Genomic DNA, 15,819 nt, shown 5'->3' with positions numbered 1-15,819 from the left:
CATGCCCAAAAACAAAAAATCCCACGCCTGTAAGACTTGGGAATTTGATTTGCCAATTTTTATTTAACTAAATTAAAATCGTAAACCTACGCCACCTTGCAAAGAGAAAGCAGTACCACTACCATCGCGGTAAGCATCAAAAGCAATAATGGCGTTACCAAAAATTACAGTGTTGCTATTGGGGACAACGTAATCAATTCCTGGTTGTAAAGCAAAACTAATTTTATTACCCACAGGAGAAGGATCTTCTCCACTAGCTAAAGTCAAGCCAGCACCTAAATAGGCATCAGTTTGCCAGTTTAGGGGAATATCATAAGAAACAGTGGGTACAACTGCTGTACCATTACCGACTAAAGCTTGAGCGCGGAAAGAAATTGGTGATTCTAAAAGCTTATAACGAAAAGCAATCACCCCACCAATTTGGGCACCATCACTCAATCCCACAGATGGGCCGACACCAACATAACTACCATAGGCAACCTGAGCTTGTGCAGGCTGAATACTTGTAGCCAGATTCAACAGCGAACCAGTACCCAGAACTGCAAGCAAACACCAAAGATTTTTCATTACTCCTCACACCCCCCTGAAATTATCAAAGTTTCTTTTAATACCTATGTTATCGCCGTTGTGAATAATAAGCATTGGGTATGGGGCATTGGGTATGGGGCATTGGGCATTGGGCATTGGGCAACAGTCATTCTTTCCCCTTCCCTTGTCCCCCCTGCCCCTTTCCCAATTCCTAAGGGCAACGAGGATGAATACCACCTTGAGTACAAATGTAAGCCAGTTGTTTAGTATCTAAGTTTTTGGCTTGAGAAAAATCAACTCCTTCGACTACAGCAGAAACGGAACCTTTTGATGGTGTTTGAACAAATTCATCGGCTGGATCTTGCTTGTTGGGTGAGAGAATGGTACCGCGAAAATCAGCGCCTGTAACATTGGCTCCCCGTAAATCAACTAAGCTGAGATCGGCATTTTGCAAATTGGCGTTTTGCATTTGTGCTGAACGCAACACTGCACCAGTCAAACGGGTAGCGCTTAAATTAGCATTGCTGAGATTAGCGCGTTCTAAATCGGCTCCAGATAAATCTGAGCCTTGCCAATCGGTTTTGGTTAAGTTGGCATAAGCTAATTGTGTACCTATGGCAGTAACGCGCCCTAAACGAGCTGCATATAAATCAGCTTCGTTGAGTTTGGCATCACCTAAATCGGCCCCAGTTAAGCTAGCATTTTCGAGAACAGCGCCACGCAAATCGGCTCCTACCAGTTGAGTGCTGCTGAGGTTAGCACCAATGAGACGGGCATCAGATAAGTTAGCTCTATTGAGGGTAGAACGGCTCAAATCGCTACGATTCATTGTGACGCGGCTGAGAATTGCATCGGTGAAATTGGCTTGCTTCATTTGCACCTGGCTCAAATCAGCAACCACATCGTCGTAGGTATCCCAGCGCCCATCTTCACCAACGCTACGAAAGCGACTACCGCGAAAACTACCTTGATTGAGATTTGCCGACTTGAATTTAATTCCCGATAAATCTATATTGTCTAATACCAATTTGAACAAGGGATTGGCTTCTGCGGCAGTGGAACCTAGTTGAGTACGACTCAAGTCTAAGCCTTCACCTTTACCACTAAAAACAGCAAGAATTTTGTTGATTGCTGTTTGGTTGAGTTGTAACCGCCTTTGTCGTAATTCTCGATCTGCGATCGCATTGTTGTCGCTAGATGCTAACTCACCAGCGAGAAACTGATTTTGATTTTTTAATTCCGGAATCGCGTTTAAACCTACATGGACTAAAGCCTGTTGAACTGTATCTACTAGGCTAGGATCGGTTTCCTTAACTAGTAAATCTGTGAGAAATTTCATCGCCTGGGGATCGTTGAGCGTCCCCATAGCGAGAATCGCTGTGCGGCGTTCTTCAACGGTAGCAGTTGAGTTGGGATTCAGCTGTTTGATCAGTTCTAGGAATTGTTGGCTGTTAATTTGTTGCGATTTACGTTGGGTTTCTTGAGTTTGGATGTAAATTTGCGTGCCGACTAGAGTTGTTAACACTGCTGTCATGCTCACCAGTGCTACAGCAATCAAGGTGAGATTAGGATTCTGCCGGATTTTCGCCAACAAAGGATGGATTTGTGACGTTTCTGCCTGTTCTGCTTCTGGAGACTGTTCCTGTCCATCAGGGTTGTCAACTGAGAGCGAACTGGGCAAAGGACGAGTGGCATCTATTACATGAGTACTTGCCAAAATATCATGGAATGAGCGCCGACCTTGCTTTGATGGTAAACCAATGCTTTCGGCAGCGATCGCCAATAATGCTAAAGCGGCAAATAAAGTTAAATTCGGAAAACCTAAGCTGTAGCGCCACAGTAAATAGGCGACAGATAAAGGTACAGTCCAACGCCCAACACCTTCACGCAATATAACTGCACCGAAACCGGGTGCTTTCCCTTGTTCGTTAACTACGCGAATCCCAAATCGCCGCTTGGGAAGGGTACTGCCTGTTTTTGCTAATAAATATAACTGCCAAGTAGATAGGGTTACGGGCGCGAATAAAGCTACGCTCCACAAGATATTGGTCGGCCAAGCTACATTCCGGATACTATAGCTCACAGGTAAAGCTAAAGGTCGGGCGATCGCTCTTTCTGTAACTATTAGTACCGAGTTCGGCTGTACACGGTTCAAATCGCCTTTGGAATTAGCATATGCACCTAAGCCGAAGGGAATTAACCCACTAGCAGCCACCAAGGTGATTTCAGCTGCCCAAGCGGCAAAACGTCTCGTTACTAATGACAGGGAATGGGATTTTTCGGGATTTTTTGACCGACTAGCGCGATCGTTACTACTCCTAACAACTGGGGTCGCCATCTTATTAATTACCTTTGACTTTACTTCTACACCGCTGTGGACGCGGTTTAACTCAGCTATTTTTTCTGTTGAAAATTACTAGACACAAAAAATTTGTATCCAACATACACCAACACTGCCAACACTGCCAGACTAATGACGGAGGCTACAAGTTTGAGCAATGCTTGTACCACTGCTATACCTAAAAGCGCCATCACCCCTAAAACTGCTAGCTTTCTCGTTCCCGTCAAGCTATTGAACCAGTTTTGCAATCTGATTAATTGGGAATTGAAGCTCTCAAAACTAAACCCAATACTTGGTTTTGGTGATTCTGATTGGGAAACTTCTTGAGACGAGGAATTAATCTCTGCCTCTAGGTTTTGCAGGCGACGCTGCAAGTCTTCTTCAGGTTGAGGATTCATGAATCTTTTCTACCTCAGCTTGTAGGCGGTTTTGTCTGTGATTTTAGCTGATGTATATGTTTGCCTGACTGTTTTAAATAACTTAAAAATATAATTTGTGTCAAAATTTCAATTTAATAGCTTCCTCAAACACCTTCATGGCAATGATTTCATGATTATTTGTCACTAATCCGGACATTCCAAAATAGTACAGGTGCGGTTACGAACAACAACATTTACTGCAAACTATCATACTGAGTATTTAAATTGTCTCAATCTCCGTATAGATTGCCTATTTAGAAATTATTTACTTCACAATTTTTTTATGGACTTTCTGTCTTATATTTCTAATATGTAAAGATAATAATTTATACATTGTTTGATGGAACATAATCTGATTATCATCGTCTAAAAACTTAGATTATGTTTAAAAATATCGCTTACTAATCAGTCGGGAGCATTTACTTAATAATATGAAAATACATAAACTATTTACGGTTGTTCCCGCAGCTTTGGCGATGAGTTTGGTATTGAGTGATGCTAATTTGGCGCAAACCCCTGCCAACATCATTAGTGCCAATTTACGCTCAGATCCAGTAGTATTCAATGGCAAGTCTGACGCTGCTGTAAAAAGCAATTGTGGTAATATTCCTGCAAAACCAAGTCAAGTGATTCAGGTACCAAAATCGCTGCCTTATTTGCGCGTCACGGTAGAGAGTAAAGGACAGCCAACTTTGCTGATTGACGGGCCTGGGGGTAAATTCTGTGTCCTCGCAGATAGTTCGGAAGGTAAGGCGGAACTAGCTGGTTACTGGCAATCTGGAGAATATTCGTTTTATGTAGGAGATGTATCTCAACGCCAGGTTAACTATACCCTCTCAATTTCTCAACAGCCAGAGAAGAAGTAGAGTCATCAAGAGGAAAAGGGGCAGGGGGCAGGGGGGAAGACTGTATCAAAATCTCTGACTAATATCGCAATATAGCCGTCACCCTCAAAGGGTGCGGCTAATAGCACAAAGCCTGTGGGCGGTATATTGTTAGCGATTAAATATAGTACATCAGTTCTTTGTCGCGGTGCTTGCTGCGGCGATCGCACAAATCTTGGAGAGTGTAACTTTCTAAAACTGCGTTAGCCGCTTGACGCGCTTCTTGCCACACTTCCTGGATAATTTGGGTTTCTAAGGTTTTGCCATGTTGCTCAACTTTTGGCGTGACTGCATCTACCCCTTCAATACAACTCCAAGCTTCCAGTAAGGTAATTTTGCGCGGTTCCCGTGCTAAGACGTAACCTCCCTTGGCTCCCCGGATGCTCTTAATTAAACCACCACGCCTCAAAGTAGCGAGTAATTGCTCTAAGTAGCGGTTGGGTATATCTTGCAGTACCGCCATCTGTCGGATTTGCAGAGATTCGCCACTAGAGTAACGGCTCGCCAACTCTAACAGCGCTAGAAGTGCGTATTCAGATTTGTTAGAGATTTCCACAAGTGTATTATATTAATTAATAAATTAAGTTTTACTGTTGACTTTTGTCTCAAAATATGAGCAAAAGTTTGCTAATCAATTTTAGCTTGACTAGCTGATATAACTTTAGAGATTCTTAACCATAGAAGCAAATATTTTTGTTTTTTAATTGGATAAATAAAACTTATTAATCAGTTGAAATTGCTTTCCTGTAAGGAATTGTGTATTTCTGAGGCTAGGTATTCCCGAAAGTACAAAAATAATCTCATCACAACTTTGTTGTATGTGAGTTCTGCACTAAGAGGCAAGCAACATGGAACTCAAAGCAGTGGCAATACAAATTCCCGAAGGCTGTAACATAATTTTGGGGCAAACCCACTTTATCAAAACAGTGGAAGACCTGCATGAAATTATGGTGGGTATATCTTCACAGGTGAAATTTGGGATTGCTTTTTGCGAAGCTTCAGGCCCTTGCTTAGTCAGAAGTACAGGAAGCGATCGCGCTTTGGAAGATGCAGCAATTAATAATGCGATCGCGCTTGGTGCCGGTCACAGTTTTATCATTTTACTCAAAGACGCCTATCCTATCAATTTTCTCAATGCCATTAAGCAATGTCCAGAAGTCTGTACAATCTACTGCGCTACCGCCAATCCTGTAGAGGTAATTGTCGCCCAAACCGAACAAGGTAGAGGTATTCTCGGCGTGATTGATGGATTTTCACCCAAAGGATTAGAAACGCCGGCGGATGTCAAAGCACGTCAAAGCTTTTTACGCCAAATTGGTTATAAACTTTAATTTTTACTGCCCGAAGTCATCATAAAATTCACAAGGACTAACTAATGGACTTCTTAAGACAGGCTGGGATGTCGCTGCTGGGAGGGTTTATTATCGGTGTGGTATTTGGTTGGATTAAGTTACCTGCTCCAGTTCCTCCATTACTAGGATTAATTGGGGCAGCAGGTGTATTATTAGGCGGATATGCTTACGAATTGATAGTGAAATTGATATTTAAGTGATGATGAAAAAGTGCCGATTCACATGGCTAATGTTTGCTTGTGTTTGCACTCATCAATTTCGCTTTTAAATTTGCCCATGTAATCCCGGCTAAACTAGGCAAAACTACATTAGCTGCACCTACACGTTCAACTGGGCCGAGTCCTACTGTGCACATTTGCGCTGCTAAACCAGCTTCAATCCCCGCAGCGGCATCTTCTACGACTATACATTGGTTTGCTGGTAATCCTAACTCTTGGGCGGCGAATAAAAATAAGTCTGGTGCGGGTTTGGGTTGCTGAACGCTATAACCATCAGCGATCGCATCTACTTTATCAGCAATCCCTAATTTCTCCACTACTGTGTGGGCATTTTTGCTAGCTGAACCGATCGCAATTTTGATTCCCGCTTGCCGTAATTCATCTAAAAGTGCGATCGCACCTGGTAATAAATCCTTTGGTGTAATATTTTGAATTGATTCTACATAATAATTATTCTTCCGCTCCATCATTTCTTGAAGTTCCGCTTCTGTATATGGTCTATTTTTGACAATCAATATCAGTGATTCCCGTCGCGATACTCCCCGCAATGCCTCGTTATCTTCTCGATTAAATGGTATTCCCTCTTCATCTGCTAGTCTTTGCCAAGCTCGATAGTGATATTCTGCTGTATCTGTTAATACCCCATCTAAATCAAAAATCACGCCGCGAATATCAGCAGATGGAGTTGCAGGCGATCGCAAATCAAATTCATGCCATTTTCCCCGCCAATGCAGTTGAAATTTCAAGCGCGTCCAATTTGGGGGTAATTGGGGATGAGCCACAGGGACATTTTCGGTCATTTGGATACCACCAAAACCAAAAATCACCGTTTGCCAGATTCCCCCAGCACTCGCCCCATGTATGCCATCGTTATTATTACCCCGGACATCTTCTAAATCTACCATCGCCGCTTGCATGAAGCGTTCGTAAGCATCTGCGGATTTCCCCAAGTCTGAGGCTAGGATAGCGTGAATCGCCGGGCCGAGGGAGGAACCGTAGGTGATATCTGTACGGGGTGCGTAGTAATCCCAATTTACCTGTAAAGTTTTTGCATCGTAGGGCGGTTCTCCTGATTGGCGCATCAGATATAGCAGCATTAACACATCTGGTTGCTTGAGGACTTGGCGCTTATTTGCTCCCTCTATCCCTAAGATTGCTTGCATGGAACGTGTACGCGGTTCATATTCATTTAAATCGATATCTTCTAACTGGAAAAACCCCTCGTACTGCTCAATCATTCCTGTGGTGTAATCTTGCAGCAGCCAAATATTAGCAATGATATCTTGCCAGCGCGATCGCTGTTTTGTACCCAGATGCAATTTCTCTTCTAGTTCCTTTGCTTTTTCCGGGAAGGTAGCCTTGAGCCAATTATAAACTTTGATGGCTCGTTCCAAATGCCATTGCACCATGCGGTTGGTGAAAGTATTGTTATGGACAAACTCGTGATATTCGTCTGCACCAATCACGCCGCGAATCTCATAACGTTCGTATTTGGGGTTAAATTCCACCCGACTACCCCAGAATATCGCCGTATCTAAGACAATCTCCGCCCCACAGTCGCGCATCCACTCATCATCCCCAGTGGCTTGCCAGTAGAACCAGACGGCATAAGCGATATCTGCACTAATATGAATTTCGCGATCGCGACACCAAATCCGCACATCTTCCCCATAGGGATCGTTCGGTAGCGCCCATCTAGGTGTCACCTCATCCCCACTATCGGCACTTTCCCAAGCATACATCGCGCCTTTATACCCATCATGAGCCGCCTTGCGTCGCGCTCCATTTAAGGTGTGGTAACGGTAACTTAGGAGATTTCTCGCTAATTCAGGTTGGGTATAGATGAAAAATGGCAGAATAAATATTTCTGTATCCCAAAAAATATGCCCGTGATAGCCGAAACCAGACAGGGTTTTGGCAGGGATACTGACTCGATCGTCATCTTTGGGAGCAGCAATTAAAAGTTGAAATAAATTGTAGCGAACTGCAAAAGCTGCTATAACATCCCCTTCGATTATGATATCACTTTTTTGCCAAATTTTTGCCCAAGCTTGTTGCTGCTCTAAAAGAAGTGTTTCATAGTTCGGTAAAACTACTAATTTTTCCCTTGCGGCTTGTTCTGCTGCTGACACTTCACGGGAGGTAAAAATCGTCACTACCTTTTCGGCTGTGACTGTTTGATTAGCTGTCGCCAGGAAGGTAGCGCTTAAGGTGGGATAACCAGGCGCACTGTAAACTTGTAATGATGCTTCTGCCCCAAAAATAGTCAACTTAGCAGCCAAACCAATATCAATTCGGGAGTTGCGCGTGCGACGATGTAACCAGATACCCTCATCTGTTTTGTCTTGTTCGAGACATTCCCAGTGATTAAAACCGGGATTTTCCGGATAACCGTTGATGCTAGCTTGAATTTCAATCACACCAGAAAAATCTAGAGGTGTGACTTGACAGCGTTGCCCTAACACATGCTGATCGGCAATGCTGGCGAAGCGCTCAAAATGCAGGTCTATTGTACTACCCTTAGGACTGCGCCAACGCACAGAACGAGTTAAAAGACCTTGGCGGACATCGAGTTGGCGGCTATATTTTAATATCTCACCTTGATCGAGACGAAAGCGATCGCCATTAATCGTCACCACCAATGGTAACCAATCAGGACAATTGACCAACTCTGTATAAACAACAGGAACCTCGTCATAAACACCGTGGATGAAAGTAGCGGGTAATGCACGCATATACCCTTCTTCAAAGCTACCTCTGGTTCCTAAATAACCGTTGCCAATGGTGAAAATCGTTTCTCTAGACTGCAATTGCTCGGGGTGAAACTGGGTTTCCGTTAAAATCCAGTCTTGATAAATAAAATCGCGGTAATTACCTTTAGTGTCCATTGTCAGTTGTCATGGGGCATTGGGCATGGGGCATGGGGCATTGGGCATGGGGCATTGAGCGAAGTCGAAGTGCCCCATACCCTAACGATGCATGTGCTTCGCCAAAATGCTATCGGCTCTGGGTTTATAAATTAGATGAAATAGTGTTTGCATATAGCGCAACCTGGCTTCAGTATTTTCTGGGGCGACAAAATTCCAGAAGCTATAAATTTTAGCTAGCAACAGCAACTGATTACTATGTAACTTCCAGTTATACTTATTGCGAACTCGTTGGATCATCCAATCGGAAACTTCTTGCCAATATTCGGGATGAGCATCGCATTGGGTACAGAAATCCCATATCCTGGTGGCAGAGCCTTCTAAATCTGTCGGATTCAGCCCAAATCTATGTTCTTGCTCTTCGATAATTTCTAAAGCACCGCCAAACTGAGTGGCGAAAGTTGGTAAGCCAGAAATCATGGCTTCGAGAATACTTCTGCCAAAAGCTTCAAAGCGAGCAAAATGGACATAAAGACCCTTTTTATCCGCTACTACACGATAGACTTCCCCGATATCCTGACTCGGAAGACGCATCCCCAACCAGCGAATATGACCGTGGAGTTGGTATTGATTGATAATATCGTGCAGCTTTTGGATTTCTGCGGCTTCTTCTGGGTTGGCTGCTTCTGATGTATGCAGCTTACCAGTTAATATAAATAAGTTGCAATTTTCTTGTAAAGCTTGACTTTTACCAAAGCACTCAGCTAAACCGGTCAGATTTTTAACCGAAATTATGGGAGCTACAGTTAAAATAGGTCGTTTATCTGGGTGCTTTAAAGAACCTAAAATCTGCCCATCTTCGCGATGAAAAAGTAGGTCATTTATTTGTGCTTGCAGTTTGGGATCTCGTTCTTGAAATTGGCTGAAGGGGAAAAATATATCCTCGCTAACTCCCGGTGCTACCACATTAAATTTATGATTAAATAAATCAATGCCATCAATGACATGATACAACTCAGGCATGGTAAAACATTTGTAGGATTCATACTGTCCAATAGTTTCCGGCGTGCCGACAATTTCTTGGTAAGATGAAGTCACGATAAAATCGGCTGCATTCATATTAATTAAATCGGCACTGAATTGCGCTGAAAAATGATATTTTTCCTCTAAATCTTGCCAATAAAGATTACTAAATAAATGTTTTGGCTTTTCTAAAACATGGGCAATATGGCAATGGGTGACTTTCAGCCGTTGAGCTAGGAGAAAAGCGACTAAATTACCATCACTATAATTCCCAATAACGAGATGGGGTTTACCGTGAAATTCTGCTAACAGTTCTTTTTCTGCATCTTGGGCAAATGTTTCTAAATAAGGCCAAATTTCATATTTAGAAATCCAATTATCGGTAATTTCCGGATTGAATTCTCCAAAAGGTACACGCAATATCCAGCCATTCTCTGTCCCAGCAATTTTTTCCCGTCGCAGGTTGCAGAATGTACCTTCACAGTTAGGAATGAGTCTGGTAAGAATAATTACATGAGGTTGAATACCTAAAAGGTTAAGACCAGCTAGTTCAATTTCTTGACGCAGGGTATTTTCTAAGCTACGCGCCTGTTCTAGAACATAGACAACTTGGCCTAAGGTTTCATCTTTACCGAGAACTCCTTCCTGTCCTACCCAACCATGTATGGAAATCAGCACCACTCGGAAGACAGCAGGAACCCGCGCCACAAATGCTTCTAAAATTCCTGGTTGGGGATTTTCAATCAGGTGTTGGAGAAGTTCTAAGGTTTCACTCATCCGCGAGGCTGTATTTCCCCAACCTGGTTCAAAGCCGAGTTTTTCTAATTCAAAGCGAAATTTGGCGTATGGGGTGTCAGGATGTATCTGAGTCAAGAATTTGCGGACTTGCTGCATTTTTTCGGCTAATTGGTCACCGGATTTAATGCGATCGTTAATCAGCAAGCCAATGCCATCATAATTTAATCGATGCAGAACTTGAAATAATACCTCTAAGCAGTATTGCGGATTTGTTAATACCTGACTGCATAGATAACGGTTGAGAAAGCTTAGACCTTGACCAATATTCCTCGGATCGCTAATTGTTGGAGAATTAGCATAAAAAGGATGGAGGTCTATATCTAAAATGTGAGGTTGGTAGCGATTAACTAAACGGTCTCTCACATCTAGTAATGCTTGAGGTGTCATCTGCTCAAAATCACTACCTTCGCCTGTTAATCGCCAAACTTCTTGACTTGCAATCCGGGGACGTGCCACAAACCAAGTACTGTCACCTTCTAAAATAATTTCATGACAGTAGTGAATGAGTTTGCCGATAGCAGAAGCATGATAAAAATAGCTAGGTCGGTGAGATTGCTGGCAATAATCAGCAAAAGCTTGTAAAATCTCGTTTCTCAAAAAATAACGCTTACCAGTAGATTTAATTGCCAAAATTAACTGGTAAAGAGCAATTTTATCATCACTGTTTAAAGCAGCTTGAACTAGTTCATACATGACTAAGTCCTAGAAATGTAAGTAGGTCACGACCTCATGAGTTCTCTGCTCAAAAAATATGGTTTTAGATCGCTGGTGTTTAGAGGTACATTTCCCCTTGCATTTTAAAAAAGAAGTCAAGCCCTTCACGTCTAGCTAGAGGATGAGATAAGGACGACTATGTCATCCCTTAACATACAAATATTGATATGCCCTCGTCCTCAGGTTAGACATTGCAGACATATAAATAAAAAGATGCAGATAGATAAAAATATGAAAGAAATTGTAAATTTTGCTCAAAACCTATTAGATTCTAGCTAATACTGATTATCACGTCAATATTCACCATTGGTTAACCTTAATTTAATCAGAGCTTAATTTAACTAAGAATGTAATTTTGTCGTATTTCTCCTGATTTGTTATAAGTAGTAAAAATTACCACGTAATCACATTTACTGAATTTATTGTTGTTGTATTTTTACCATAATTTTATAAAAAGCCACCTATTTTAAGGATATGGTGAAGAATTAGGTAAATCCGATAGAATTGGGTTTTTTCAAGTTGTCCTTTCTTGACAAAGCAATTGGTAAATGCTTAGTATTCTTGTGTGTGTACGTAGAAGCCTAGGCAGCAGCAAACAATTTTCAACCCTTCGGCTTGGCTAGCTAATTTTTCCCAGGTGGCATCTTATGTATCCGATACAATCTTTTAAATATATTGTCTGTAACTACAAAGTCCCTATATTAATGAGGTGGAGTCTGTCTTAATTACTATTTTAAGGCGGATAGCTAGGCTATACAGGTAAATTCTGAGTTTAGCATTGCAGATCCTGAACTATTAATACTATTCAGTATTTGGAGTTAGGCATTGAGAATTATCTATCTTACATAGAACTGAATCTGTATGAACTAGAAAGGTATCTAGGTTTATTAAGTAAAAGTCGCGGAAGTAGCGGTAATTTTACCAAGTAAATCTAGTTGCTGTAATGTAAAAAAAGAATTTGATCTATAACCGAGACAGATAGAGGTATTGTTCCCTAGTTTTGCGTTTTCTTACAAAGCATTTAGTAATGTCGCAAAAACCAGGATTGGTGTTGACAGTACTGTAATAGTGAGTAGTCATACATTTCTGGATCTTTTTGTGAGCAGTTAGTTATCACAATTAAATATAGATTCTGAGGAATTATAAGCGCAATTTAGGCGATATGAGTAATCGTTAGTTCAGAAAATGATGACACTACTTGCTAATAATTCCGGAGAATTGGATTGAAAAAATTTAATAAAAATTAAATCATACACAATTTTAAAAATTTATTAAGTCTGAGTAATGTATGAAAAAGATATTAGAAGTGGAAACAGGGATTAGTGGAGAGCAAAGTAACAGTCGTCAGATTTTAGACGAGATTTTGCTAAATATACTCTCGGAAAATAAAAATTTAGTATTAAATTTTAGCCAAGCATTTCAACTGAATGCTTTCTCCTTAGGGGAGGAAATTGTTAACTATAGTACATTCACAAACCTAGAAAAATCTGTTCAGATTGAACAAAATAACCAAGGTTTTTACATAGTGTGTGCAGGTCGAGTGCGCTTAGTGGGGTTTGATGTAGCAGCACAAAGGGAAGTACCATCTGCATTACTGGAAGCAGGAGATAGCTTTGGTACAGATGAGTTGTTTAGCGATCGCACTTTAGGTTATCGAGCGATCGCGGCTAGTACAGGTATTGTTGCTTTTATACCCACAGCCAAGTTGCAAACCTGGTGCGCCCAAATACCCAAACTCCCAGATTACTTACAGCACACCACAGCTACCAGGCAAATGTTGCTGTTCTTTAAAACTACAGTTGATTTACATCAACAAAAAGCAGGTTCCAAGATTAAAGAGGATCTGCGCAAACAACAATCGACAATCTCTCAAGAAACAGCAGTCAAAAAAGCAGTTGGGCGTCAGACATTACTTTCAAGCCATACTCTCAAAGAATTCTTACCCTACCTCAAAGAAATCAAAATACCCGCAGGCTCTGTACTCATACAAGCAACCCCAGCCAATAGCGGACGCTTCTTTTTACGGAGTGGAGAGATTCAAAGCCAAAACAACCCTTCACAACCACCGCTGGAAATAGGTGATAGTTGGGGATATCCCCAAGAAATCCCCGCAGATTGGATTGCACAAACAGATTTAGTAGCTTACAAGCTACCCCTAGAACATTGGGAAGCAGCCATAACAATTATTCCCACCCTTGCAGATTTAGATCCCCAAGGAGCGATCGCCACTACCAATAGAAACTCTCACAACCGCACTCGCCGGACTGTCGCACCAACAGTATTGTTTGAACAACCGACATCAACAGCATCAAACCAAAAGCAGCAGCCTCCTACCCTCCTACCCAACTCCCAATCAATCGCCTTTCCCCATCCTAATAAGTATCGCCGTCCTTGGTTTGGCAAACGCTACCCTTTTATTCAACAGCAAAGTACCTCTGATTGTGGTGCAGCTTGCTTAGCCATGATTTCCCAATATTGGGGGAAAAAATTTAGCATTAATATGCTGCGGAACTTAGCCAATGTCGGACGTGCTGGAGCCTCCCTGAAAAGTTTAGCCGCAGCCGCAGAAACCTTAGGATATCAAGCAAGACCGGTACGAGCCAGTTTTAACCGTCTAGTGGATCAGCAACATCCTTGGATTGCACATTGGCAAAGCGATCACTATGTAGTGGTCTATAAAGTCAAAAAGAATCAGGTGATAGTTTCCGACCCCGGAGTGGGACGGCGCAAGCTGAATGTCAAGGAATTTCAAGCAGGTTGGACGGGATACGCCTTGTTATTAACTCCCACACCTGCACTGCAAAACATACCTAATGCGAAACCCTCTTTAGGAAGATTTTGGGGGGCATTTTTGCCTTATCGCGGAATGCTCATACCCATCATCCTCTCCTCTATCCTGTTGCAAGTATTTGGTCTGATTACTCCCCTGTTTACGCAGATTATTCTCGATCAGGTAGTAGTCCACAAAAGTTTAAACACCTTGCAAGTCATGGCTATTGGTTTGCTGGTGTTTAGTATTTGGCGCATTGCTTTGGGGAGTATTCGCCAATACATGCTAGTGAATTTTTCCAATCGAGTAGACTTGACCCTCGTCAGTGGATTTATCCGCCATGCTTTAAACTTACCCTTGCAGTTCTTTGCTTCCCGTCATGTAGGCGATATCCTCACCCGCGTTCAAGAAAACCAGAAAATCCAATCTTTCCTGACCCGTCAAGCAATTGGTGCTTGGTTAGATGTGTTAACAGCAGTTGTATATGTGGGACTGATGGCATATTACAACTGGCATTTAACCTTATTAGTGCTGTCAATGCTAGTGCCCTTAATCTTGTTGACCGTTTTTGCTAGTCCGATTTTGCGCCAGGTGTCGCGAGAAATTTTTAACGAAGCCGCCAAACAAAGTTCCTCTCTAGTAGAAATGCTCACAGGTGTAGCCACCGTCAAAGCCGCCGCCGCAGAGCATGAGTTGCGCTGGCGATGGGAAGACCATTTAACCAGTACGATCAATGCCCAATTTCGCGGTTACAAATTGGGCATTGGCTTAGACGTTATTAGTGAATTAATTAATACCATAGGTAGTACCGCATTACTTTGGTATTCCGCAACATTAGTAATTCAAGAGCAACTGACTATTGGTCAATTAGTAGCTTTTAATATGTTGATTGGTAACGTCATCGGCCCGGTGATGTCCTTGGTGGGTTTGTGGGATGAATTGCAGGAAGTTATGGTTTCTGTAGAACGGTTGGATGATATTTTTAACACCCAACCAGAAGAAACTGCGGAAAAAGCCATGATGGTATTGCCCAAACTTCGAGGTGAAGTGCAGTTTGAAAATGTAACTTTTCGTTATAATGCCGATGATGAGCGCAACATTCTGCAAAATATTTCCTTTGAAGCCCATCCCGGTCAAACAATTGCCATTGTCGGTCGTAGTGGTTCTGGTAAGAGTACTTTAGTCAGTTTATTGCAGGCTTTATACCATCCGACTACGGGGAGAATTGTGATTGATGGACATGATATTCGCCATGTTTCACCCCAATCTTTACGCCGTCAACTGGGAGTAGTTCCCCAAGAATGCTTTTTATTTTCGGGAACGATTTTAGAGAATATTGCTTTATATCGGGAGCAATATGGCTTAGAAGAGGTTGTGGAAGTTAGTAAACTGGCAGAAGCTCATGCTTTTATCCAAAGTTTGCCCCTAGGATACAGCACCAAAGTCGGAGAGAGGGGTTCTAATCTTTCTGGGGGACAAAGACAGAGGATTGCGATCGCCCGCGCATTATTACCCAATCCCCGGATTCTGATTTTAGATGAAGCCACAAGTTCTCTGGATACAGAATCCGAACGCCGCTTTCAAAGAAATTTACAACACATCAGCCGCGATCGCACTACCTTTATCATTGCCCATCGTCTCTCCACAGTCAGAAATGCAGACAATATTCTCGTACTAGATCGCGGCGTGATCGTTGAGCAAGGTTCTCACGAGACACTCATCGCTCTCAAAGGTCTTTACTATCATCTCGCGCAACAGCAAATTGATGTTTAAAATTAATTTTTTATATCAATTTGCTGTTTTCCTAAAAACTGATTAATAGCAGAAAAAATCATGATGATAACTTGGCATGAGGTAGAGAGCCACAAAAGTCAATTCAATTATATTCATCTTCGGCTGACAAAT

At 42.1% G+C, this 15,819-nt stretch carries 10 protein-coding genes; 4 read left to right on the top strand and 6 right to left on the bottom strand.

Features of this window, described 5'->3' with window-relative positions:
- Positions 1 to 72 precede the first annotated feature (72 nt).
- The 3 genes from H6G41_RS18330 to H6G41_RS18320 all read right to left on the bottom strand — a co-directional run bounded on the left by H6G41_RS18330 (position 73) and on the right by H6G41_RS18320 (position 3,267).
- A complete protein-coding gene (locus H6G41_RS18330) occupies positions 73 to 567 on the bottom strand; it encodes a hypothetical protein (RefSeq protein WP_190747617.1) in 495 nt (164 codons plus the stop codon).
- A 172-nt stretch (positions 568 to 739) separates the two neighbouring features.
- Positions 740 to 2,866: a pentapeptide repeat-containing protein gene (locus tag H6G41_RS18325; protein WP_190747616.1), complete on the bottom strand. Its 2,127-nt coding sequence runs from the start codon at positions 2,864 to 2,866 to the stop codon at positions 740 to 742.
- Between the two features lie 56 nt (positions 2,867 to 2,922).
- Positions 2,923 to 3,267, bottom strand: a complete 345-nt coding sequence (locus tag H6G41_RS18320; RefSeq protein ID WP_190747615.1) for a hypothetical protein — start codon at positions 3,265 to 3,267, stop codon at positions 2,923 to 2,925.
- Positions 3,268 to 3,719: 452 nt separating this feature from the next.
- Here H6G41_RS18320 and H6G41_RS18315 point away from each other — a divergent pair, with 452 nt between their 5' ends.
- Positions 3,720 to 4,154 (top strand): hypothetical protein, encoded by a 435-nt coding sequence (locus tag H6G41_RS18315; RefSeq protein WP_190747614.1) that lies wholly within the window; start codon positions 3,720 to 3,722, stop codon positions 4,152 to 4,154.
- Positions 4,155 to 4,290: 136 nt separating this feature from the next.
- Here the strand turns inward: H6G41_RS18315 and H6G41_RS18310 are convergent, their stop codons facing one another.
- The gene (locus tag H6G41_RS18310; protein ID WP_190631716.1) at positions 4,291 to 4,728 is read right to left on the bottom strand and encodes an Rrf2 family transcriptional regulator; all 438 of its coding nucleotides are present in this window, start codon (positions 4,726 to 4,728) and stop codon (positions 4,291 to 4,293) included.
- Positions 4,729 to 5,020: 292 nt separating this feature from the next.
- Here H6G41_RS18310 and H6G41_RS18305 point away from each other — a divergent pair, with 292 nt between their 5' ends.
- Positions 5,021 to 5,503: an adenosine-specific kinase gene (locus H6G41_RS18305; RefSeq protein ID WP_190747613.1), complete on the top strand. Its 483-nt coding sequence runs from the start codon at positions 5,021 to 5,023 to the stop codon at positions 5,501 to 5,503.
- Positions 5,504 to 5,547: 44 nt separating this feature from the next.
- Entirely contained in the window at positions 5,548 to 5,724 is a 177-nt protein-coding gene (locus H6G41_RS18300) for a XapX domain-containing protein (RefSeq protein WP_096641888.1), read from the top strand.
- Positions 5,725 to 5,750: 26 nt separating this feature from the next.
- Here the strand turns inward: H6G41_RS18300 and pgmB are convergent, their stop codons facing one another.
- Both pgmB and H6G41_RS18290 read right to left on the bottom strand, forming a co-directional pair.
- Positions 5,751 to 8,630: a beta-phosphoglucomutase gene (pgmB, locus tag H6G41_RS18295; protein WP_190747612.1), complete on the bottom strand. Its 2,880-nt coding sequence runs from the start codon at positions 8,628 to 8,630 to the stop codon at positions 5,751 to 5,753.
- Between the two features lie 81 nt (positions 8,631 to 8,711).
- On the bottom strand, positions 8,712 to 11,123 hold the full coding sequence (locus H6G41_RS18290) for a sucrose synthase (protein WP_190747611.1): 2,412 nt from the start codon (positions 11,121 to 11,123) through the stop codon (positions 8,712 to 8,714).
- Between the two features lie 1,309 nt (positions 11,124 to 12,432).
- Here H6G41_RS18290 and H6G41_RS18285 point away from each other — a divergent pair.
- Positions 12,433 to 15,687: a peptidase domain-containing ABC transporter gene (locus H6G41_RS18285; protein ID WP_190747610.1), complete on the top strand. Its 3,255-nt coding sequence runs from the start codon at positions 12,433 to 12,435 to the stop codon at positions 15,685 to 15,687.
- Positions 15,688 to 15,819: the final 132 nt, after the last annotated feature.

This window comes from Tolypothrix sp. FACHB-123 (assembly GCF_014697075.1).
GTDB lineage: Bacteria > Cyanobacteriota > Cyanobacteriia > Cyanobacteriales > Nostocaceae > Aulosira.
Note: the sequence above shows the minus strand (reverse complement) of the source record. Positions and strands in the feature narration are given on the sequence as shown.